The sequence below is a fragment of the Croceicoccus bisphenolivorans genome (genome assembly GCF_001634625.1).
Taxonomy (GTDB): domain Bacteria; phylum Pseudomonadota; class Alphaproteobacteria; order Sphingomonadales; family Sphingomonadaceae; genus Croceicoccus; species Croceicoccus bisphenolivorans.
Genome location: NZ_LRSE01000011.1, coordinates 1 through 21,946, shown reverse-complemented (window position 1 = coordinate 21,946; position 21,946 = coordinate 1). Strand labels below are relative to the sequence as shown.

23 protein-coding genes and 1 tRNA gene are annotated in these 21,946 nt (G+C 64.1%); 8 read left to right on the top strand and 16 right to left on the bottom strand.

The annotated features are described in order from the left end of the window. Nucleotides 1-71 precede the first annotated feature (71 nt). The gene (locus A7A77_RS12355; RefSeq protein ID WP_066558578.1) at nt 72-347 is read left to right on the top strand and encodes a hypothetical protein; all 276 of its coding nucleotides are present in this window, start codon (nt 72-74) and stop codon (nt 345-347) included. A gap of 16 nt (nt 348-363) precedes the next feature. Here the strand turns inward: A7A77_RS12355 and A7A77_RS12350 are convergent, their stop codons facing one another. Both A7A77_RS12350 and rpoZ read right to left on the bottom strand, forming a co-directional pair. After that, nucleotides 364-1,422: a DUF3667 domain-containing protein gene (locus A7A77_RS12350; RefSeq protein WP_066558576.1), complete on the bottom strand. Its 1,059-nt coding sequence runs from the start codon at nt 1,420-1,422 to the stop codon at nt 364-366. Nucleotides 1,423-1,578: 156 nt separating this feature from the next. After that, on the bottom strand, nt 1,579-1,923 hold the full coding sequence (gene rpoZ, locus A7A77_RS12345; RefSeq protein ID WP_066558574.1) for a DNA-directed RNA polymerase subunit omega: 345 nt from the start codon (nt 1,921-1,923) through the stop codon (nt 1,579-1,581). A 116-nt stretch (nt 1,924-2,039) separates the two neighbouring features. Here rpoZ and A7A77_RS12340 point away from each other — a divergent pair, with 116 nt between their 5' ends. Both A7A77_RS12340 and A7A77_RS12335 read left to right on the top strand, forming a co-directional pair. Then, on the top strand, nt 2,040-3,227 hold the full coding sequence (locus tag A7A77_RS12340; protein WP_066558772.1) for a phospholipase D-like domain-containing protein: 1,188 nt from the start codon (nt 2,040-2,042) through the stop codon (nt 3,225-3,227). Between the two features lie 35 nt (nt 3,228-3,262). After that, the gene (locus A7A77_RS12335; protein ID WP_066558571.1) at nt 3,263-3,865 is read left to right on the top strand and encodes a hypothetical protein; all 603 of its coding nucleotides are present in this window, start codon (nt 3,263-3,265) and stop codon (nt 3,863-3,865) included. Nucleotides 3,866-3,875: 10 nt separating this feature from the next. Here the strand turns inward: A7A77_RS12335 and A7A77_RS12330 are convergent, their stop codons facing one another. The 3 genes from A7A77_RS12330 to metX all read right to left on the bottom strand — a co-directional run bounded on the left by A7A77_RS12330 (nt 3,876) and on the right by metX (nt 7,187). Then, nucleotides 3,876-5,384 (bottom strand): replicative DNA helicase, encoded by a 1,509-nt coding sequence (locus tag A7A77_RS12330; RefSeq protein WP_066558568.1) that lies wholly within the window; start codon nt 5,382-5,384, stop codon nt 3,876-3,878. Nucleotides 5,385-5,457: 73 nt separating this feature from the next. Further along, a complete protein-coding gene (metW, locus tag A7A77_RS12325) occupies nt 5,458-6,063 on the bottom strand; it encodes a methionine biosynthesis protein MetW (protein ID WP_066558565.1) in 606 nt (201 codons plus the stop codon). Continuing rightward, a complete protein-coding gene (gene metX, locus A7A77_RS12320; protein WP_066558563.1) occupies nt 6,060-7,187 on the bottom strand; it encodes a homoserine O-acetyltransferase MetX in 1,128 nt (375 codons plus the stop codon). Before metX ends, metW begins: the two co-directional genes overlap by 4 nt. A gap of 125 nt (nt 7,188-7,312) precedes the next feature. Between metX and hisC the strand changes: the two genes are divergently transcribed. Next, nucleotides 7,313-8,434 (top strand): histidinol-phosphate transaminase, encoded by a 1,122-nt coding sequence (hisC, locus tag A7A77_RS12315; protein ID WP_066558561.1) that lies wholly within the window; start codon nt 7,313-7,315, stop codon nt 8,432-8,434. Then, a complete protein-coding gene (locus A7A77_RS12310; protein ID WP_066558555.1) occupies nt 8,431-9,372 on the top strand; it encodes a prephenate/arogenate dehydrogenase family protein in 942 nt (313 codons plus the stop codon). The genes hisC and A7A77_RS12310 overlap by 4 nt, the downstream gene beginning before the upstream one ends. A 4-nt stretch (nt 9,373-9,376) precedes the next feature. Here the strand turns inward: A7A77_RS12310 and A7A77_RS12305 are convergent, their stop codons facing one another. The 4 genes from A7A77_RS12305 to ftsE all read right to left on the bottom strand — a co-directional run bounded on the left by A7A77_RS12305 (nt 9,377) and on the right by ftsE (nt 12,441). Further along, complete coding sequence (locus A7A77_RS12305; protein ID WP_245638469.1) at nt 9,377-10,090, bottom strand: lysophospholipid acyltransferase family protein; 714 nt, start codon at nt 10,088-10,090, stop codon at nt 9,377-9,379. A gap of 13 nt (nt 10,091-10,103) precedes the next feature. After that, nucleotides 10,104-10,634, bottom strand: coding sequence for a YdcF family protein (locus tag A7A77_RS12300; RefSeq protein ID WP_066558553.1), 531 nt, complete (start codon nt 10,632-10,634; stop codon nt 10,104-10,106). A gap of 77 nt (nt 10,635-10,711) precedes the next feature. Next, entirely contained in the window at nt 10,712-11,680 is a 969-nt protein-coding gene (locus A7A77_RS12295; protein ID WP_245638468.1) for a cell division protein FtsX, read from the bottom strand. After that, nucleotides 11,677-12,441, bottom strand: coding sequence for a cell division ATP-binding protein FtsE (gene ftsE, locus A7A77_RS12290; protein ID WP_066558551.1), 765 nt, complete (start codon nt 12,439-12,441; stop codon nt 11,677-11,679). The genes A7A77_RS12295 and ftsE overlap by 4 nt, the downstream gene beginning before the upstream one ends. 177 nt (nt 12,442-12,618) lie before the next feature. Between ftsE and A7A77_RS12285 the strand changes: the two genes are divergently transcribed. From A7A77_RS12285 to A7A77_RS18470, 3 genes are all read left to right on the top strand, one after another. Continuing rightward, nucleotides 12,619-13,590 (top strand): zinc-ribbon domain-containing protein, encoded by a 972-nt coding sequence (locus A7A77_RS12285; RefSeq protein ID WP_066558548.1) that lies wholly within the window; start codon nt 12,619-12,621, stop codon nt 13,588-13,590. A gap of 143 nt (nt 13,591-13,733) precedes the next feature. Continuing rightward, a tRNA-Leu gene (locus tag A7A77_RS12280) sits at nt 13,734-13,820 on the top strand. A 312-nt stretch (nt 13,821-14,132) separates the two neighbouring features. Continuing rightward, complete coding sequence (locus A7A77_RS18470) at nt 14,133-14,267, top strand: hypothetical protein (protein WP_281180021.1); 135 nt, start codon at nt 14,133-14,135, stop codon at nt 14,265-14,267. Between the two features lie 10 nt (nt 14,268-14,277). Here the strand turns inward: A7A77_RS18470 and A7A77_RS12275 are convergent, their stop codons facing one another. From A7A77_RS12275 to A7A77_RS12245, 7 genes are all read right to left on the bottom strand, one after another. Then, nucleotides 14,278-15,018 (bottom strand): (d)CMP kinase, encoded by a 741-nt coding sequence (locus tag A7A77_RS12275; protein ID WP_066558542.1) that lies wholly within the window; start codon nt 15,016-15,018, stop codon nt 14,278-14,280. Then, the gene (locus tag A7A77_RS12270; RefSeq protein WP_066558760.1) at nt 15,019-15,489 is read right to left on the bottom strand and encodes an aminoacyl-tRNA deacylase; all 471 of its coding nucleotides are present in this window, start codon (nt 15,487-15,489) and stop codon (nt 15,019-15,021) included. 190 nt (nt 15,490-15,679) lie between these two features. After that, nucleotides 15,680-16,000: a YbjQ family protein gene (locus tag A7A77_RS12265; protein WP_066558758.1), complete on the bottom strand. Its 321-nt coding sequence runs from the start codon at nt 15,998-16,000 to the stop codon at nt 15,680-15,682. Between the two features lie 108 nt (nt 16,001-16,108). After that, nucleotides 16,109-17,323, bottom strand: a complete 1,215-nt coding sequence (locus A7A77_RS12260) for a mechanosensitive ion channel family protein (protein ID WP_066558537.1) — start codon at nt 17,321-17,323, stop codon at nt 16,109-16,111. A 177-nt stretch (nt 17,324-17,500) separates the two neighbouring features. Further along, entirely contained in the window at nt 17,501-18,808 is a 1,308-nt protein-coding gene (locus A7A77_RS12255; RefSeq protein ID WP_066558533.1) for an HlyD family type I secretion periplasmic adaptor subunit, read from the bottom strand. Further along, entirely contained in the window at nt 18,792-20,549 is a 1,758-nt protein-coding gene (locus tag A7A77_RS12250; protein WP_342668675.1) for a type I secretion system permease/ATPase, read from the bottom strand. The genes A7A77_RS12255 and A7A77_RS12250 overlap by 17 nt, the downstream gene beginning before the upstream one ends. A 187-nt stretch (nt 20,550-20,736) precedes the next feature. After that, a partial coding sequence (locus A7A77_RS12245; protein ID WP_172799906.1) for a DUF11 domain-containing protein occupies nt 20,737-21,946 on the bottom strand: 1,210 nt, incomplete at its 5' end.

Here is a 21,946-nt window from a genome sequence, read left to right as displayed (position 1 = left end):
GGGGCGGTCGGGGAACGAGCAGCGGTGCTTCGCGTAGTCCGTATGTACGGATTGACGACGAGGTTCCCGAAATGCCCAAGACCCTGACTGCCCTGCTTGCCACGGCGAGCATGTTCGGCGCGGCCGCCTGTTCCGAAGAAACCCAGGACAATGCCGCGGTGATGGCCGATCGCGCCGCTGCCGATGCTGCCGCCAATGCGGAAGTTGCCGAGAACGCGGTGCGCGAAGGCGCGATCGTCGCTGCCGACAAGGTGAGCGAAGGCGCGGACAAGCTGGAGGCCAAGCTGGAACAGGATGAACGGACCGATCCCGATCAGGGCGACGGAAAGCTGGACGGCACAGACTGATCCAGCGGCTGATGGACTATCCCATCGCGCCCATCGCCAGCAGGATGGCGAGGAACAGGAGCATCACGATCAGTGCGATCACCAGCGTCGCTGCCGTTCGCCAAGCCGCGCCGAAACCCGATAGCGCATAGCCGCCACGCAACTGCGCAAAGATGTGCGCTGGCACGATGACGATAACCGCCAGCGTGATTAGTGAAGATCCGACGCCCGCCATGCCCAGCAGGCTGGCGACGATGAACAACAGCGACATGAACCCGATCGAGTAGGTTACGAACACCGCGTGATCGTAAACACCGAACTGGCGCTTCCATGCGAATATCAGCCAGACGAACGGTAGCGACAGCGGGATCAGCAGCCACGAGAACTTGTAGCCGGTGGACTGCAGCTTGTAGATCATCAGAGACGGATTTTCGCGCCATTTGCGCAGGAGCGGCGCGAACCGGGAGGCGTCCTGCAGGTTGGTTTCCGCGATATTGCCAACCGTCAGTGATCGCATCAGTTCAAGGTCGTCATCGATGTCGGCAATCCGGGTCTCTGTTTCTGCCCTTGCCGGATCGTTTGCGGGCAGGGCAGCAAGGTCCTCTGCCGCAGCCGTGCGCTTTTCCTGCAACTCGGTGATTGCCTGCTCCAGATTCGCCGCGTTCTGCGATCCGGCGATGTCGGCTGGAGCCTTTGGCGCCGCGAAGGAGAATACGGCAAACATCAGGAAGATCGCGAACAGGAACAGCGCCATCGGCGAAACATAGCGGGCGCGCTTGCCGTCGATGTATTCGCGGGTCAGTCTGCCGGGGCGAAATGCCAGCATCGGCAGCGTGCGCCATGTCTTGCCCTCCAGATGCAGGACGCTGTGGGTCAGGTCATGCAGGAATGCGCCCATCGTGCGGTGCAGGTGGGCGGGCTGACCGCAATGTGCGCAGTAGTTTCCGGCCAGCGGCGCTGCGCAGTTCAGGCAGGCACCTTCATGGAAATGCCCTGTGCCACCATGCGAACCTTCGCCATGCGCGGGTTCCACCGCCCTTGCCAGTGCTGCGCCTTCCACTGCGCCGCCCAGTGCCTCGATTCCCTCGCCGGTCATATCTGTCCCCGCGTACCGCCCCGTGGGGCAGAGGATACGCTGCGCGGGCGAAATGGGAAGAGTACAGGTGCAGGCAACGCCCAACGAAAAAGGGCGACCCGTCAAGGTCGCCCTTTTCGAATTTCGCGATGCCGGAACCGGTCCGGCTGCGCAGGATCAGCCTTCGTAATCGCCGCCCAGCGAGGTGTTGCGCGTGGGTGCGGCGGCGGTGAGGCGGAGCGCCTCTGCCGAACGCGACAGCGAACCGATTTCATCGATCTCGTCATCGTCGTCCACGGCGACTTTCTGCAGGCCCTGAACCAGGGTTTCCTTGAGGTCCTTCGGGTGAACCGTCTCGTCCGCGATTTCGCGCAGGGCGACGACGGGATTCTTGTCCCGGTCGCGGTCGACGGTCAGTTCTGCACCGGCGGAAATCTCGCGCGCACGCTGTGCGGCAAGCAGGACGAGGTCGAACCGGTTCGGGATCTTGTCGACGCAATCTTCGACAGTAACGCGCGCCATGGGGCACTCCGTAAAAAGCTTGGAATACGGGAAAGGGCCGCAATTAAGCGTGGAGCCGATCAGAGTCAAGGATTGCGGGGGAACGCGCATGGCGGCACAGCGGTTTGATGCAGGCCATGGCCGAAACCCTCGATCCCGCAGAAATGCCCGCAGCCGATTACTGCGACCCGCCCCCGTTCACGGTGGAGGCGCAGGGACAGACCATGCGGTTCTATCCGGCGGGACGCGACAGGCTGGATGCCCTGATCGAACTGATCGATTCGGCGACAGAGAGCCTGAACGTCTGCTTCTACATTTTTGCCGAAGATGCGACCGCGATCAAAGTGCGCGACGCGATGGCGGCGGCGGCGCGGCGCGGTGTCGCGGTCAAGCTGGTGATCGACGGTTTCGGCGCGGCGGCCAGCGATGCCTTCTTCGAACCGCTGGCGGCGGCGGGTGGGCGCTACTGGCGCTTTTCCGCGCGTTGGTCGCAGCGTTACCTGATCCGCAACCACCAGAAGATGGTCATCGTCGACCGGCAGCGCGCGATGATCGGCGGCTTCAACATCGAGGACAGCTATTTCGCCCCGCCCCACGAAAACGGCTGGAACGATCTTGGCCTTATCGTCGAAGGCAGCGTTGTCGGGATGCTCGGCCGCTGGTTCGCGAAGATGGAGGAGTGGGTTTCCAGCCCCCGGGCGCAGTGGCGGGCGATCCGCCGCATCGTGCGCGAATGGGATCCGGGCGAGGGGCCGGTGCGCCTTGTCGTCGGCGGGCCGACGCGGGGCCTGTCCACATGGGCGCGGGTTGTTTCCGACGACCTGATCCGCGGCCAGCGCCTCGACATGATGATGGCCTATTTCTCTCCGCCCAAACGTCTGGTGAGGCGCATCGCGCGGATCGCGGCGAATGGCCAGACGCGGCTGTTGATGGCGGGCAAGAGCGACAACGGCGCCACCATCGGCGCGACGCGGGCGCTTTATCGGTATTTGCTGAAACGCCGCGCGCGGATCTGGGAATTCGCGGCCTGCAAGCTGCACACCAAGCTGATCGTGCTGGACGACCGGACTTACGTGGGCAGCGCGAATTTCGACATGCGCAGCCTCTACATCAATCTCGAACTGATGCTGGTGATCGACGATCCCGCACTGGCAGACAGGATGCGCGACTTCATCGGCCAGCACCTGCCGGCATCGCTGGAAATCACGCCGCAGCTTCATGCCAAGCGCGCGACATTGTGGAACCGGCTGCGCTGGCGGGTGTCGTGGTTCCTTGTCGCGGTGCTCGACTACACGGTCAGTCGCAGGCTCAATCTGGGGCTTTGACGGAACCCGTTCGCGCCTGAGCCCGTTGATCGGGTATGAAAATCATCGGTCAGCTACTCACCGCATCCGCAATCGCCTCGCTCGGCCTTGCGGCTGCATGTCAATCAGAAGCCCCCTTGCCGGAAGAGGCCGCGACGGCGGAACCGACTGCATCCGTGTCACCAACGCTATCTGCCACTCCGGACGCTACCGTGACGGGCGTGCCCGATGGCGAGCCGATCGACAGCGGCACCATCGGCGGCGACGGTTCGGAACTGCGCCTCGATCCGCTTTCCGCCGCTGATCGCGATGCGGTGACGCTGGATGGCGAACTTGGCTGCAGCTTCACCCGCACCGGCGACAGTTCGCCCCTATTGCTTGCGATGGGCAACGTCGATGCCCCCGACAGCCGCGCGGAAGGCATGGTCCATTTCGCGGGGATCGCAACGCGGATCATGGCGACACAGGCCGGCGGGTTCGATGCCATCATCGAAGGCGGCCGGTTTGCGGCAAAGGGCCTGACCATAGACGTGAAGCGCGGCAAGGCGCCGATGCCCGGCGCCACAGGCGAATCGCCGCCCTATCCGGCAGCGCTTCGCGCCATGCGCGCCGATGGCGCCGAACGCAGCTTCAACGGTACGTGGACTTGCGGGCCTTAAGCGGCCGAGATCACTCGTAATCGCCGAACTGGTCTTCGGCGAGATCGGAGAACTTGGTGATGCGCGATTCGAAGCGCATGCGGACGCGGCCGGTGGAGCCGTGGCGCTGTTTCGCCACGATCAGCTCGGCGATGCCGGTCACCTGCTCCATCTTCGCGCGCCATGCCTCCCACTTTTCATGGACGTCGGCGGGGTCGTTCTCGTCCGGAAACTTCGGCTCCACCGCGTTGACGTAGTAATCCTCGCGATAGACGAAGAGCACGATATCCGCGTCCTGCTCGATCGAGCCGGATTCGCGAAGGTCGGACAGCATCGGCTTTTTATCTTCGCGCTGCTCCACCGCACGGCTGAGCTGCGATAGCGCCATGACCGGAACGTTCAGCTCCTTCGCCAACGTTTTCAAGCCGCGCGAGATTTCGGAAATCTCGTTCACGCGGTTGTCGTTGGCGCGGCCCGACCCTTGCAGCAGCTGCAGGTAGTCGACCACGATGAAGCCGATGTTGTGGCGGCGTTTAAGCCTGCGGGCACGCGCACGCAGCGCAGCGATGGTGAGCGCGGGCGTATCGTCGATATAGAGCGGAAGTTCGGCCAGTTCCTGCGACGCGCGCGAGAGGGACTGGAAATCCTCGCGGCTGATCTTGCCGGTGCGCAAGTTTTCAGAGGAAATGCCCGACTGTTCGGCAAGGATACGCGTGGCCAGCTGGTCCGCGCTCATTTCCAGGGAGAAGAACGCCGTCGCCGCGCCGACCGATTCCTCCTCGCTGATCCCGTCGGCCAGATCGCGGCGCAGGCGGTTTGCCGCGTTGAACGCGAAGTTGGTGGCGAGCGAGGTTTTGCCCATGCCGGGACGGCCGGCAAGAATCAGAAGGTCGGAGTTCTTCAGCCCGCCCAGCTTCTGGTTGACCGATGAAAGCCCGGTGGTGACACCCGCGACATGGCCGCCCGAATTCAGCGCCTGTTCGATCAGCTTGATCGAGGTGCGGGTCGCGGTGGCAAAGCTTTGCGTTTCGCTGCCGGTGGTGGACCCTTCGGCCACCTTGTAAAGCGCGCTTTCCGCATGCTCGATCTGCTGCATCGGGTCGACCGCGTCCGACGTGTCCATCGCATCGGTGACGAGCTGGCGCCCGACGCTGACAAGCTGGCGCAGCAGGGCAAGGTCGTAGATCTGCTCGGCCAGTTCGTAAGGCGCGATGAGGCCCTGCGCGTCCGAAGTCAGGCGGGCGAGGTAGTTGATGCCGCCCATCTCCTTCATGCCCTCGTCCGATTCGAAATAGGGCTTCAAGGTAACGGGCGTGACCACCGCCTTGCGGTCGATGAGGGTGACGAGCTTTTCGTAGATGCGCGCGTGGAGCGGCTCGAAGAAGTGGTCGGGCGAGAGATGGATGTTCATCTCCTCGATCACCCGGTTGTCGATCAGCGCGGCACCCAGAAACGCGGCCTCCGCCTCGACGTTGGCGGGGAGCTTCTGGCCTTCGTCGTCATTGACGGGCGCAAGTGGGATGGTGTCGGCAACTGGCATGGCGCAGCGTAATGCTATCACTCATGTCAGCTATCAAGCGGCGAATTTTTCCACACCCTGTGGGTATGACGCATCACGTTCTGGAGACGAGGAAAACCGCGTGCTCCGCCGTGAAATTTGCAAGGCGCTGGCGCGAGGCGCGACCGTTGGTGAAGAACCACGCCCGCTCTGCCCGAATGCCGCGTTCGGCCATCAGGGCGCGGAAATCTGCAATGGTGAGGTGGTGGATGTTCGGCGTTTCGTACCATGCCACCGGAATCAGCTTCGTCACCGGCATGCGCCCGCCGACCAGCAATGATGTGCGCACGCGCCAGTGCGCGAAATTGGGGAACGAGACGAAGCCGCGCGGGGCTATGCGCAACAGGTTCTCGATCACCAGGTCGGGCCGCCGCGTCGTTTGCAGCGTCTGCGACAGGATCGCGTAATCGACGCTGCCGTCGGGATAATAGGCAAGGTCGGTATCGGCATCGCCCTGCATGACCGAAAGCCCCCGCCCGACGCAGGCGGCGACGTTGGCCGGATCGATCTCCAGCCCGCGTGCATCGCAACCCTTCGCCGTCAGCGCCGCCAGCAGCTCACCGTCGCCGCAACCGATGTCGAGCACGCGGGCGCCCGGCTCGATATGATCGGCGATGACGGCAAGATCGGGGCGCAGCGCGCCGGGATGGGCCGCGTTCATCGCAGGAAGCCTTCGACGACCCGATCCAGTTCCGGCACGTCCAGCAGGAAGCTGTCATGCCCGTACGGCGCGGACAGTTCGACGAAGCTGACGGGCAAACCGGCCGCGTTCAGCGCATGCGCGATCGTGCGCGATTCGCTGGTGGGATAGAGCCAGTCGGTATCGAAGCTGACAAGGCAGAAGCGCGCCTTCGTGCCGGCAAAGGCATCGGCCAGCTTGCCGCCGTGTTCCTCGGCAAGGTCGAAATAGTCCATCGCGCGGGTTATGTAGAGGTACGAGTTCGCGTCGAACCGGTCGGTAAAGGACAGGCCCTGGTAGCGCAGGTACGATTCGACCTGGAAATCGGCATCGAAGCCGAAGGTCTTGGCATCGCGGTCCTGCAACCGCCGTCCGAACTTTTCCGTCAGGCCCTGTTCCGACAGGTAGGTGATGTGCGCGGCCATGCGGGCGACGGCAAGACCCGCCTCCGGCCCGACCTTGCGCGGATCGTCTACACCGTCGGCGTAATATTCGCCGTTTGCCCACGCCGGATCGGCCATGATCGCCTGACGCCCGACTTCGTGAAACGCGATGTTCTGGGCCGAATGGCGCGACGTGCTGGCGATGACTAGCGCGGCGTTCAGCCGGTCGCCGAAATTGGCGGCAAGGCTTAGCACCTGCATCCCGCCCATCGATCCGCCGACGACCGCGTGAAGTTTGTCGATCCCCAGCGCATCGACCAGCGCGATCTGCGCGCGGACCATGTCGCGGATGGTGATGACCGGAAAGCGCATGCCGTATGGCCGGCCATCGTCCGCCATGCTGGCCGGACCGGAAGAGCCCATGCACGATCCGATGACATTGGCGCAGATGATGAAATAGCGGTCGGTGTCGATCGGCAGTCCCGGCCCGACCATGCGTATCCACCAACCGGGCTTGCCGGTGATCGGGTGCGGCGAAGCGACATGCTGGTCGCCGGTCAGCGCATGGCAGATCAGGATCGCGTTCGACTTGTCGGCATTGAGCGTGCCGTAAGTCTCGTAAGCGACGCGCACGCCCGCAAGGCTGCGCCCGCTGTCCAGCGGCAGCGGTTGCGGCAGGTCCAGCACGTGGCCTGAAGTCGAAGGTTCGGCATGTGTTGCCATGGGGCGCCGGAATTGGGGTTTGGCGAGGCTGCTGTCAACGATTGCTCGCCTTGCCGCGCGAATCCACACCTGCAGGTGCGAAAGTTGTGTTTGAATTTGCCCGTATGGCCGGTAGAGCGCCGGACATGAGCGGAAACGGCAAGACACCCACCCAGAAGCCTGCACCGAAGCCGTGGATCGAGGGCATCCACGCCTATGTGCCGGGCAAATCGGCCACTGCCGACGGGCGGCCGCTGGTCAAGCTTTCGGCGAACGAGAACCCGTTGGGCACCTCGCCCATGGCGCTTGCCGCACGGGATGCGGCGAACCGCCCGGCCACATATCCCGATCCGGACAGCAAGGAACTGCGCGCCGCGCTGGGCGAACTGCACGGCATCGATCCGGCGCGGATCGTGTGCGGCACCGGCAGCGACGAACTGCTGCACATCGCCGCGCAGGGCTATGCCGGCCCGGGGGACGAGGTAATCTACGTCCGTTACGGCTTTGCCGTCTATGACATCGCGGCCCGCCGCTGCGGGGCCGATCCGGTCGTCGCGCCCGACAGGGACTACGGCACCGATGTCGATGCGGTTCTGGCCTGCGTGACAGAGCGGACGCGGGTGGTCTTCGTCGCCAATCCGAACAACCCCACCGGCACGTACCTCGCGCCTGCCGAACTCGCGCGGCTCCATGCGGGGCTGCCGCCGCACGTGCTGCTGGTGATCGACCAGGCCTATGGTGAGTATCTGGGCGAGGCCGAGGATGATGGCGGGCTGGCGCTGGCCGCCGCGCATGACAACGTGCTCGTCACGCGCACCTTTTCCAAGATCTATGGCCTTGCCGGCGACCGGATCGGCTGGGGCACTGGCGGGCCGGACGTGATCGATGTGTTGAACCGTATTCGCGGGCCCTTCAACGTGGGCCTGACGGGGCAGGCGGCAGCGCTTGCCGCCGTGCGCGACCAGGATTTCGTGCGCGCCAGCCGCGAACACAACGCCGCCGAACGCGCCCGTTTCGAAAAAGCGATGGCGGCCCTTGGCAATCACGGCATTCGCACGGTGCCCAGCAAGGCGAATTTCGTGCTGGTGCTGTTCGAAGGCGCGCTGTCGGCCAAGACCGCTCTCGATGCGATCGGCGCTGCTGGCTACGCGGTGCGGCATCTGCCGGGGCAGGGGCTGCCCGATGCGCTGCGCATCACGATCGGCACGGCGGCGCAGATGGATGCGGTGACCGCCGTGATCCAGCGCGAGGCGGAGCAGGCATCGTGAGCGCGGCTGCACCGTTTGCCAATGTCGCGGTCATCGGCCTTGGCCTGATCGGCGGTTCGGTCGGCCTTGCCGTGCGCGAGGCGATGCCGGACGTGCGCGTCACCGGCTGGGATGCCGATGCCGGCGTGCGCGAGGTTGCGGCGAAGCGCGGCCTTGCCCATGCCGTTCCCGACAGCATCGACGATGCCGTGGCGAATGCTGACCTTGTCGTCCTGTGCGTACCGGTGCGGGCCATGGGCAGTGCCGCCGCGATGATGGCCGGCAAGCTGAAGCCGGAATGCGTCGTCAGCGACGTCGGCTCGTGCAAAGTCTCCGTCGCCGAAGCGATTGCGACCGCGCTTCCGGGCCAGACGGTCGTTCCTGCCCACCCGGTCGCTGGCACCGAGCATTCAGGGCCGGAGGCAGGCTTCGCCACGCTGTTCCGGAACCGCTGGTGCATCATTACCCCCTGCGAACAATCCGACGTGGCCTCGACCGAGCGGGTCATCACGTTCTGGCGCGAACTTGGCGCAACCGTCGAAACGATGGCTCCCGATCACCACGATCTCGTGCTTGCCGTCACCAGCCACGTACCGCACCTTATCGCCTATACGATCGTGGGAACCGCGTCCGACCTTGAGGATGTGACCCGCAGCGAAGTCATCAAGTATTCGGCTGGCGGCTTCCGCGACTTCACGCGCATTGCGGCCAGCGATCCGACGATGTGGCGCGACGTGTTCCTGTCGAACAAGGACGCGGTGCTGGAAATCCTGCAGCGCTTTTCCGAAGACCTCACCGCGCTGCAACGCGCGATCCGGTGGGGGAAGGGCGACGCCTTGTTCGACCACTTCGCCAAGACACGTGAAATCCGCCGCTCGATCATCGAGGAAGGGCAGGACGATGCCCGTCCCGACTTCGGGCGCAGCGATCACTTGGGCGACGCAGCGCCCGAAGACTGAGGGTTCAGTCCTTTTCCACCATCGGCGCGCCGGGCTTGTTCAGCGCGTTGATGGCGGCAAAGACGCGGGCCTCCATCTCTTCGCGCGAAAGGCCGGGGGGCAGAGCCTCTCCGATGCGGTAAGTCACCGTGCCGCTGCGCATCGGGCGCGGCTGGTATAGCAGGCCGCTGTCCACCGCCACCGGCACCAGCGGCAGGCCGAGGATCTTGTAGATCGCGTAAAGCCCCGCCTCCAGCTTGTGCGTGCGATCGTGCGGCACGCGGGTTCCTTCGGGAAAGATGACGAAGTCGCGCCCCTCTGGTTTAGCTTCTCGCGCCGATTTGGTGATGTGGCGGATCGCGCGGGCGCCCGATTCCCGCTCCACCCCCACGATGCCGTAGCGATAGGCCGCCTTGCCCCACAGCGGCAGGCGCATCAGCTCGATCTTGGCAAAGGGAATGACGTTGCCGCCAAGGAACGTGGGCGCGTCGATCGCTTCGAAAAAGCTTTCGTGCTTGATGGCGTAGAGCGCTTGCGTGGGGTGGTGCTCACCCTCGACCGCGACGCGAAAGTCCAGGATGTAGCGACAGCAGATGCGGTGCCAGCGCGACCAGCCTCGTGCGACGGCGAAGATCAGCGGGCGGGGCAGGGCGATGGCCGCGGCGGCAAAAGCCAGCAGCAGGAATGACCCGCCATAGAACAGCGCCATGAAGACGATCGTGCGCAGCCACCCGATCACGCGCTCCGCTCCCTCACAGGTCCAGCCACCGTGCTACCGTTCCGATGATGAACTTGTGATATTCAAGGAACAGCATCGAGAAACGCGGCTCGCTCGCCACCGAATCGCGGACGATCTTCACATCACCATCCATCGCGACGCCAAGGTCGTGGGCCGCGCGGCGCATGTGCCAGTCGCTGGTGACAAGGCGCAGCGATTTCAGCTTGTTCGCCCGGGCCCACGTTGCCGTCTCCGCCGCGTTCGAACGGGTGTCGACCGCGTCGTAGCCAAGCGTGATGCAGCATTCCATGAGGTCTGCCGGAATATCGTATTCCGCGGCCAGTTCCTCCGGCTTTACCTCCCGGTCCACGCCGGAAACGAGCATCCTGTCCGACCAGCCCTCCTGCAAGGCGGTGACGCCGCGTTCGATCCGTCCGCCCGCACCTGTAAGCACGACGACCGCGTCGGTGCGCGTGTCGCCCGCCGGTTGCGGCAGGAACATCGCGAATACCGCGAAGCCGATGGCCCAGAAGAGCAGCAGGAAAGCGAAGATCCGGCGAAACATTGCAGCTTCGATCTAGGGCGCGCGCGTCGCTGCCGCAATGGAGGAAGTCATCGGAATAACATCAATGGCGCGCAGGTTCAGGGCATCCGGCGCAGCGTTGCCAGCACCGTGATGCGCGCGGTAAAGGCGGCCAGCACCACGCCCGCGATCGGGATCAGGACAAGCGCGACCCAGTCGAACCAGCGCAGGCCCGCCGCCGTGCTGCCGGGGCCGAGTGCGGCAAACTTGCCCGCCAGCAGGAACACCGTCGCCTCTGCCACGGCAAATCCCGCCGCGCCGCCGGCTGCCGCGCTCATTGCCGCGGCCTTCTGGAACAGGCGCGCCACCTGCATGTCGTGCGCGCCCAGCAGGTGCATGATTTCGATCGTGTCGCGATTGGCCGAAAGCGCGCTGCGGCTGGCCAGCAGCACCGCCGCCGCCGTTGCCGTCACCAGCAGGCCGACCAGCGCGACCGCCAGCCATTGCAGCGCCGAGATCGCCTCTTTCAAGGGGCGCAGCCATTCCATGTCCGCACTGACGCTAGCATCCGGCGCAGCCTTGGCCAGAGCCTCCCGCACACGGTCCAGTTCGGCCTTGCCGGTCGCGCCGTTCAGGCGAAGTTCGATCAGTTCTGGCAGGACCAGCAGGTCTTCCTCCCCCTCTCCCGTACCCAATGCCTGTTCGCCAATCCACGGGCGAAGCAGGTCCTCGCGCTCGTTCGCGCTCAACCGCCGCACCGCCGACACGCCGTCTAGTTTGCCCAGCGCGGCCATGGCGGCTTTTGCCTGCTTGTCGGCCTCCGCCTCCGCCGGCCCGGCGATCTGCACGGTGACGCCGCCGGCAAGATCGGCCTCTGCCGTGCGGGCAATACCGCCCAGCGCCAGCCCGCCTGCCGCCGCGATGACGGTAAGCGCGGTCATGATCGCGATGACCCACGGCACAGGCCCTGCCACCGCCTTCTGGCTGAGCAGCGGCGCGCTGGCCCCGCGCGGTTCCCAGATCGCGCGGATGCGGCCCACGCCTTCACGCGCGAAGAGCGAGGCCTGTTCCTTGCGGGTCAGGATCACGGCGTCCGGCCCCTGTCGGGCGGATTGCGGATCATGCCGGTCGGATCGTCCAGCCGCCCGCGTTCCAGCCGCATGACCGCCGCATCGGGCTGCCGGTGCATTAGAGAGGTATCGTGCGTGGCGAGCACGACCGTAGTCCCCAGCTTGTTCATGGAAGAAAACAGGTAGAGCAACCGGATCGCCATTTGCGGATCGACATTGCCGGTCGGTTCGTCCGCCACCAGCAGTTCGGGCCGCGTGATGACGGCGCGTGCGATGGCGACACGCTGCTGCTCCCCGCCCGAAAGCGTCGACGGGCGCTGGCCGAGCGCGCGGGTCAGGCCGACCCATTCGATCATGTCGGTGACGGGGCCGGCCAGTTCCTCCTCCTCCACGCCGGCAAGCCGCAGGGGCAGGGCGACGTTATCGAAGACGGTGAGATGCGGGACGAGCCGGAAATCCTGGAACACCACGCCGATGCGGCGGCGCAGTTCGGGGCGGCGCGTGCGCGACAGGTTTACCGCGTCTTCGCCGAACATGGCGATTTCCCCACGCGAAGGGCGCTGCGCGAGGTAGAGCAGCTTCAGCAGCGTCGTCTTGCCCGCGCCGGACGGGCCGGTGAGGAAGTAGAACCGGCCCGGATGCAGCCGGAAGGTAATGTCGGACAGCACCTCGCGCCCCGCGCCATAGCGCAGGCCAACGTTCTCGAACCGCACGATCGGGCCGGTCGGCTTGCCGAAGCCATTGTCGGCGAGATCGAGAGTGGGTGTGTCGAAGCTCACGTGTCGGTAATATCGCCTGCCGGGGCCCGAAGCGGCGGAAAAATCGTGCCGGATGCGCTTCTAGCGCCCGAAAGCAGGCTATTTCCAGTCCATTGATGTGGATAAAGCGTCAAAGCACGGAACAAGACGAGTCCGCGCACTTGCCCCTGAATCGCGCGCGATGTTTAGTCTCGATCCATGCAGATAGCCTGCCCTGCCTGTCAGACACGCTATGCGGTGCCGGACGGGGCCATTGGCCCGGAAGGCCGCACCGTGCGTTGCGCAAAGTGTCGCCACAGCTGGTTCGAGAAGCCGGGCGAGCCGCCCGTGTCTGCCGAGCCGGAAGTGCCCGCTGCGCCAGCCGCCCCTGCCGCGCCGACAAGCGGTGGATGGGAAGAAACCCGCCCCGCTGCCGAAACGCCGGTTGAGCCGGCTTCCGGACCGGAGGTCGCGGAACCCTCATTCGCCCAGCCGTCCTTTGCGGAGCCGGAGAGCGAGGCGCGGCCCATGCCTGCAGAGCCGGAAGCCTATCGGGCGCCGGAGCCGGACCCGACAGAGACCATCGCCGCCGCCGCGAGCGATTGGCCCGACGTGCCCGAATTCGAAGGCCCCGCAGACCCGCCGGTTGCGCCCGCGTTCAGGGAAGCCCGTCCCGAACCCGCTGCCGCAGAGGTTGCCGAGCCGGAACCTTCCTATGAACAGCAGGTGGAGGAAGAACAGGTCTGGGAAGAGCCGGCGGCGAGGAAATCACGGCTGCGGCTGGTGATCTTCATTCTGCTGGTTCTTGCCGCTGTGGCCGCCGCCGCTTTCGCCGCCGTGCGATATTACGGCGCGCCGGAGTGGCTGCCGGTCGGGCAGGTCGCTTTCGCGCCCCCTTCGGAAAACCTCGAACTCGATTTTCCCGCGGACAAGCAGGACCGGCGCACATTGCCCAACGGCCTGCAGTTCTTTGCCGCCAGCGGCACGGTGACCAACGTGGGCCCCAGCACGGAACACGTTCCCGACGTGCAGGTCGTGCTGCGCGACGCGCAGGAGCGCGTGGTCTATACGTGGGAACTTGAACCGCCGAAGCGCGAGCTGGCCCCGGGCGAGACATTGTCGATCAACGAAGCGGTGACCGATGTTCCCGCCTCTGCACGCGTTGTCGAGATCGGCTGGAAAGCGGGCTAACCGGCCCGTTGTAACGTTCCTGCATTTTTCCTTTGCAAAGTGAGTTGCGCACCTGCCGGTCCGTTGCTAATGGCTCGCGCCTACCGAGGGCGACCCCTTATCCGAATCCGCATGCGGACCGGATCGTCGCCCTGGCTACCGGTGCGGTCGTGGCGGAATTGGTAGACGCGCAACGTTGAGGTCGTTGTGGGCGAAAGCCCGTGGAAGTTCGAGTCTTCTCGACCGCACCAAACAGTTTTCAGACAGATATGATTTTCGCCTTCGGGCACCCTGTGCGACGGGCTTGGTATGGTTCTGTCTTCCATCGAGGGTTACCGCGCGGTTAGGCGAAAAACTTAGCCAGCCCTTGATTGTGCGCCGTCGATAACCCGGGCTATGTTGATTTTGAACACGCTTGGGCGTGGCCTGTGGAACATTTCCTTTTGCTCTGACCAGTGTGCGATGGCAGGCCATGTTGCCGGGGGCGCGTCAAGCGCTGCGCGGCTGCAGGAGATGTCCGTCATCTACCGCCGTTCGTGGCAATCAGGAAACGGAGTGCGATCGTGAAGAAGATAATCCTTTCCCTCGCAATTCTGGCGGGCGTCGGCGCGTCAGGTTGCGTTGCACTGGTTGCAGGGGCCGCCGGTGCCGGCACGGTCGCTTGCACCGAAAAGGAAATCGACTGCCCCGTCGACTGACGGTGACGGTTCAGGCCGGCGGCGCGGCTGGTCCGGCTCCGGCGGGGCCGGGCGGATCGACGCTGCCGGCAAAGGGGGTGCCGGACATCTGCGCCAGGTGATCGCTGACGATGCGGATGCCTTCCGCGGCGGCGGCGGCATCGTTCAGCGATGACGTGTCGAGCAGCAGGGCATCGTTCGCCCGCATCAGAGGTGCGGTCGTTCGGGTCTGGTCGCGTTCGTCGCGGGCCATGATGTCGACCGCGATCTCGGCAAGGCTGATCGGATCTTCCCGTTCCAGATAACGGTTGTGGATCCGGCTCAGCCGCGCAGCGAAATCGGCGTGGAGGAACAGCTTTGCATCGGCATCCGGCGCGATGACGGTGCCGATGTCGCGCCCGTCCAGCACGCAGCCACCCTTGCGGTGCGCGAACTTCCATTGCCGCTTGAACAGCACTTCGCGGACATCGGCGTGAGAGGCGAGGCGGCTGGCGAAGCCGCCGATGTATTCCGCCTGTAGTTCCGGTTCCTCCAGCATTTCCAGCGGGAAATCGCATGCGGCGAGGGCGTCGCCGGCAAGGTCCGGGCTGCCGCCGTTCAGCATCACCTGATAGGCGACGGCCCGGTAGTGGAGGCCGGTACTGAGGTATGGCAGGCCGAAGTGCCGGGCAATCGCCCGCGCCACGACCTTCTTGCCGGAACCGATTGTGCCATCAACCGCGATAAGCATGACCCTTGCCTCCACTTCCTGTGCGCTGGCAGCGCCTGCCAATCAGGCCGGTGCCGTGAAGCGGGCGTGGCGCGCCGCGCCCAGCAGGCGGTTCCAGTCGGCGGCATCGATGGCGATCAGCGTCTGGTGGTCGCCGCCTTCGAAATAGACATCGTCGCTGCCAAGCATGTCGTCATCGACAACGGTGTCGAGGCCGTAGGCTTCGCCAAACGGCGGGATCGCGCCGTATTCGCAATCGGGAAAGCGCCTCGCCGCTTCGGCTTCGCTGGCCAGCGACACCTTGCCGCCAAGGAACTTGCCAAGCCGGTCCATGTCCAGCCTGCGCGATGCGGGCACGACCGTCAGGACGTAGTCCTTGCCTGATTTGACCATCACGCCCTTGGCGACGTTCCGGCCCGGGATGTGCGCGGCATGGGCGGCGCGCGCCATTTCGAACGTGCGCGAATGGACCACCGGCTCGAAGCGCACGTCGTGATCGTCGAGATAGCTGCGCAAATGGGCTGTGATCGCCATGACATCCTCCTGCATTTCGGAGCGAGGCACGGCCTACGGACATTGGCGAGACGCAGCGGAAGCGGGTTACTCGCCAAGCGCCAGGTCGAACCAGCGCTTAGGCGAGATAGCATAGCAGATCGCGCGATTCCCTCCAAGGATATGCCAAGGATATGGAGGATGACCGGCGATGCGGCGTGACCGTGGATGGCTAGCCCAGAACGACCGCCGTGCCGGAACAGCTGACCATCAGCATCGAGCCGTTTTTGCCTAGCACTTCATAGTCGAGGTCCACGCCGACGACCGCGTTGCCGCCCAGCTTCGCTGCCTCGTCGCGCATCTCGCCAATGGCCTCGCGTCGGGCGCGTGCCAGCACTTCCTCGTACTTGCCGGAGCGTCCGCCGACGAGGTCGGTGATGGAGGCGAACAGGTCGCGGAACAGGTTGGCGCCGACAATGACTTCGCCGGTTACGATGCCGAGATAGCCGCTGATCTCGCGGCCCTGCACGGTGGGGGTGGTGGTGACGATCATGCCGCCTTCGCTATTGCCCCAGGGACTGGCCATTCCTGCTCTCCTTCGTGAAAAATGCGCGGTTTACCGCCCATTAGTGCCCGAAGGTTGCGGGTCCGTGAAGGGGGCTCAATCCCGCCCGGTCAGAGCCTCGCGGAAATCCAGCCCGCTCGGCTCCTGGAATATGCGCAGGCCGAATTCGGGCAGGATGGCCAGCATGTGATCGAAGATGTCGGACTGGATACCTTCGTATTCACCCCACGCCGTGGTGTTGGTGAAACAGTAGATTTCGAGCGGCAGCCCCTGCGGCGTGGGCGGCAACTGACGCACCAGCATGGTCATGTCCTGCGTGATGCGGCCATGCGCCTTCAAATAGGCGACGACATAGGCGCGGAATGTGCCGATGTTGGTCGTCCGCCTTGCGTTCACGCCGTCGCAATCGGCGGACAGATGCGATGCGTTCCATTCGCGCAGTTCGGAATCCTTGCCGGCAAGATAGCCGTCGAGCAGCCGGAACCGGCTGACCCGTGCATGTTGTTCCTCGTCCAGAAAGCCGATCGAGTTCTGGTCGATGAACAGCGCCCGCTTGATCCGCCGCCCGCCCGAATCCTTCATGCCGCGCCAGTTGCGATAGGATTCCGAAATCAGCCGGTGCGTCGGGATCGTGGTGACCGTCTTGTCCCAGTTCTGCACCTTCACCGTGTGCAGCGCGATATCGATCACGTCGCCATCGGCATTGAGCTGCGGCATTTCGATCCAGTCGCCGACGCGCAGCATGTCGTTGCTGGAAAGCTGCACCGACGCGACGAGCGAGAGGATCGTGTCCTTGAACACCAGCATCAGCACCGCCGCCATCGCGCCAAGGCCGGACAGCAGCAGCAGCGGCGACTGTTCCATCAACGTGGCGATGGCCAGGATCGCCGCGCCGCCGAACAGGACGATCTTGATGACCTGTATATAGCCCTTGATCGGCCTGCTTTTCGCCTCCGGTCGGCGGGCATAGAGTTCGTTGATGTAATTGAGGCCGCCGCTGATCGCAGAGGCGATGGCGACAACGATCAGCGCGCTGCACACGTTGCGCACCACGACGATCGCACCTTCGGGCAGGTTGGGAACCAGTGTGATCCCGGCGGACACGATCAGCAGCGGGATGACATTTGCCAGCCGTGCCGCCGCCTTGTCCGCTGTCAGGCTACGCGTGTCGAGAAACGGTGCTGCCGCGCGCAGCAGGACCTTCTTGATCAGGAAATTGGCCGCCATCGCAGCAAGCGCGATAAGGACAAGGCCGATCAGGCTTTGCACCCAAAGGGTCTGGCTGGCGAATGTGGCTTGCAGGCTTTCCATGGCCGCGCTCGATGCCAATGCGGGCGCGAAACCTCAACCCCTGCGGCAAGATTGCGGCAGGAGATCAGCGGGCGGGAAGTGCCTGATAGGGCGAATACGATCGGGGACGGGCGTGTTACCGACCCGTCCCCGACCGTCCCCAAGCGCGCGCGGGTTTCGGCCCGGCGCGGGCCAAACTCAGTCGCGGAAGGCCGTCTGGCTCAGCCGCGTCAGAGGCGTGAAGATGTAGGAGAGGACCGAACGCTTCTCTCCCAACAAGTTGACGTTGGCAACCATGCCCGGTCCGATCGAGAGCACCGTACCGTTCTTGTCGCGCAACAGGTCGGTGGTCTGCACCTCTACCTGATAGAAGCTTTCGCCGGTCTTCTCGTTCAACGTCGCGTCGGGCGAGATGGACGTCACTTTGCCCTGCATCGTGCCATAGACGGCGCGATTGTAGGCGGTGATTTCCAGCTGCGCTTCCTGTCCGATGCGCACGTTGCCGATGTCCTGCGGGCGGACCTGCGCCTCCACATAAAGTGCGTCGTCCGACGGCACGATCTCGGCAATCGGCATCCCGGCGGTGACCGAACCGCCGACGGTGGTGACCAGCACGCGGTTGACCTTGCCGGTCATCGGCGCGCGGATCACGGTGCGGTCGACGCGGTCGGACAGGGCGGGCAGCTGCTGCTGCTTGGCCGAAAGCTCGGCCTGCGCCTGCGACAGTTCGCTCCCCGTCCGGCTGAGCCAGTCGCTGCGGGCTTGTGCCGCCGATGCGGCTGCTTCTGCCACCCCGGCGCGAGCGCGGGCGAGCGAGGCTTCGGCGGAATCGACTTCCTTTTGCGCCACCAGCGCCGCGTTCTCGGCCTTGATGAATTCGACTTGGCTGATCACCTTGGTCTCGACCAGCGGGCGCAGCATGTCCAGCTCACGCTGGGCGGTGGACTGGTTCGAGCGGCGCGCTTCGAGCAGCGACTGCGCTTCGGCAACCGCCCGTTCGGACTGGTGCACGCGTGCCTGGCTGGCCGCCATCGCCCCTTGCAGCTCGGCCATACGGGCTGAGTGCAATGACTGTTCGATCGCCACCTGATTTTCCGACGCCGCGCCATAGTTGGGCGTCGTTCCGCGAACTTCGGCGTTCAATCGGGCGATCTTGGCTTCCAATGCACCGACTTCGGCATGGGAACTGCCGTATGCAGCGCCCGTCAGTGTGGGCGACAGGCGCACCAGTACGTCGCCGCGCTGCACGTTTTGGCCGACCTTGACGAGGATCTCGTCGATTACCCCACCTTCGAGGTTCGAGACGACCTGCAGCTTCGAGCTCGGCACGACCTTGCCCATGCCACGTACCGTGCGGTTGATCTCGGTCAGCGAAGCCCAGACCACGAAGAGCGCGAAGAAGCCCAGAATGATCCACAGGACGAAATTGGCCGACTTGCGCGCCGCGAATTCCTGATCCTCGATCGAGGTATTGGCTCCGGAGAGCCGTTCAAGCAGCGCGTTCATCTTTTTTCGCTCCCGATACGGACCTGAGTTTGGAAATGCGCGCACTGACCGCTTCGGGCGTGCCGTCGGCGACGATCTTGCCCGATGACATCATGATGATCCGGTCGACCAGCCGCAGCAGCGAGGGGCGGTGGGTGATCAGGATCAGCGTCTTGCCGACGAATTCGTTGCGCAGGTTCTCGATCAGGCGGCGCTCTGTCTCCACGTCGACCGAGGATGTCGGTTCGTCGAGGATGATCACCGGCGGGCTGCCGACAAGCGCGCGGGCGAGCGCAATCGACTGTTTCTGGCCGCCCGACAGACCGTCGCCGCGATCCGCCAGTTCAAGGTCGTAGCCTTGCGGCATCCGGGCGATGAATTCGTGTGCCAGACTGACTTGCGAGGCGCGCATCATCTCGGTGTCGTCGACATCTTCGCGGCACAGCAGGATGTTGTCGCGAATCGACCCGGTGAGCAGCGCATTGTCCTGGAACAGCGCGCCGACCTTGGGGCGCAGCGCCGCGGGCGACAACTGCCGGATGTCGACGCCATCCATCAGGATCAGGCCGCTGGTCGGCCAGTATAGCCCGATCATCAGGCGCGCGATGGTCGACTTGCCCGAACCGATAGGGCCGACAAGGCCGATATGTTCGCCGGGGCGAACCTTGAAGCTGACATCGCGCAAAGCCATTTCCGCAGCGCCGGGATAGCGGAAGTCGACGTTGCGAAACTCGATCGCGCCGTCGACGTTCGACAGGTGCAGGCCCGTGCCTTCCGGCCCTTCGACCGGGCGTTCCATCAGCTTGTTGATCTGCTGATAGGCGGTGCGCGCCGAATTCGCACGAGTCAGCAGGCTGGCAATTGTGCCGAGCGGAGCGACGACGCGACCGGCCAGGATCGAACAGGCGATCAGCCCGCCCATCGTCAGCGTCTGGTTGGCGATGGCGAACACGCCGAAGATCACGACGCCCGTATAGGCCGTGGTCTGCGCCGTGCCGGCGATATTGATCGGGATCGTCGAGATCAGCCGCTGGCGCAGCGAGGACCCTGCATGATCGGTCACAGCCGTATCCCAGCGGCGGCTGAGGATCGAACCGGCGTTGGCCGACTTCACCGTTTCGAGGCTGCCGATGGTCTCGACCAGCACCGATTGCTTGCCCAGCTGGCCGCTCAAGGTTTCGGCCGACAGCCTGCGCATCAGCGGCTGAGTCGACAGCGCGGCCAGCACGACGATGGGGATCATGGCCATCGGCACGAAAACCAGCCAGCCGCCGATAAAGGCGATGACCACCAGTGTCAGGACGATGAACGGCAGGTCGACCAGCGCGGTGATCGTGGCCGAGGCGAAGAAGTCGCGTAGCGTGTCGATTTCCCGCACCAGCCCCGACAGACCGCCGGTCGAATGGCGGCCAAGGTCGAGGCGCATCTGCAGTATGCGATCGAAGATCGCCTTGCCAATGTCGCGGTCGACCCGTGCGCCGGCGACGTCGACGAAATAGGCGCGCAGGATCTTGAGCACGAAATCGAATAACAGGATGATGACAAGGCCGATGGTGAGGCCCACCAGAGAGTCCATCGCGTTGTTCGGCACGACCCGGTCATAGACGGTCATCGTGAACAGCGCGGTGATCATCGCGAAAAAGTTGATCATCGTGGCCGCCAGCGCGACCCTCATATAGATCGCGCGGTTTGCCTTCAGCGGCTTTGCAAGCCATTCGGCCATGCGCCCCTTGGGCAATTCGATTTGTGTCAGCGATGCCAATTCGACCCCCCGGAGCCAAAGCCCCAATACGAACTACATACGTGCGAATCTCTAACGAGGATTCATAACAACTTAACCGTTTACGTCATTGGGCAAGAAAAAGGCGTCCGTTTTCGGAACGCCTTTTCCCGCTCAACTTGTGAGACTTGTTGCAAAATACTCAGGCATTTCAGCCGGGTACATATTGTCACGCGATCAACGTCATCTGCGACAGATCTATCGGATCGTTGTTGTTGATGCTGGTGATGACGTCGATGAACGTCGCATCGTCGCGATCACAGCAATAAACGAACTCTTCTCCGCCGATGGTGCCGAAGTTGTTGAACTCGTCGAGAGCGGCGTGGGCGTCGTCACCGCCGTCCTTCCAAGCATCCGTGTTGGTCTTGATCTTGGCAAGGCTGAAGATCCCATCGCCGTCAGCGTCGATGGATTCGATCCCTTGCGCCTCGAACCAGGAAATCGCGTCGTTCAGGGCTTCTTCGGGCGACAGGGCATCAAACGTATCGGTGTCATAGCGATCGATGAAGCAGTCTCCATCCTGCCCGCCATTTGCCAGGTAGTTCAGCCACGTGGCGATGGCGTCGCGACCGAGAATGTAGACACCATCTGCCTGCTTCCCGCTCGTCTGCCGGTTGGAAGCATTGATGATTTCCTGTGCTGCTTCGAGCGAGATGAACAGAGTGTTCTCATCGCCATCCTGAATCCCGTTCTGATTCCAGTCGCCGATCAGAAGTCCCTCGACGTCGAGCGGCTTGCCGTCATTGATGCCGTCTCCCGCGACTGCGTTCAGGAAGCCGTCACCATTCGAGTCCACGGCATAGGTAAGTTCTCCCTCGGCAAAACCGGGTTGTCCAGCCTTGGACTCGTTGTTCTGCTGGCCATCCCAGAAGGGAGCGCCGTTATGGCTCCAGAAGCCGGGTGTGCCGACGCCAACGCAATCCTCGCTCGGCAGTACGAAGTAACCGGCGTCATTCGACGCGTCGTCAGCCTCGTTCGTCGAGACAGTAGCGACGTTGCGGTGTTCGCCCAGTTCCGAAGTGTAGGCATAATAGATTTCAAGCGTTGCATTGGGCGCGAGGCTGAAATCGATTGTCTGGTCATCCCCCGCAATCGAAGTCCATGTTACGCCTGTCAGTTCGAAAACACCGTCACCATCAGCGTCGACGTTTACAAGGGCGTCGCCACCATTGTTGATGGTATTGTAGTCCAGATAGTCCACGCCATCGAGCAAGTCGGTCAGCGTGACGCCGGTGAGTGTGATGTTTCCGGTATTCATCAGAATGACCTGGAACATTACAGTCGAGGTGGCGCTGGCTTGCGGACGGTCAGGATCGTCGGCCGCAACGTAGACATTGCTGGTGTAGTCGGTCTTGACGTTCTTCTCGATGTAGACGGCC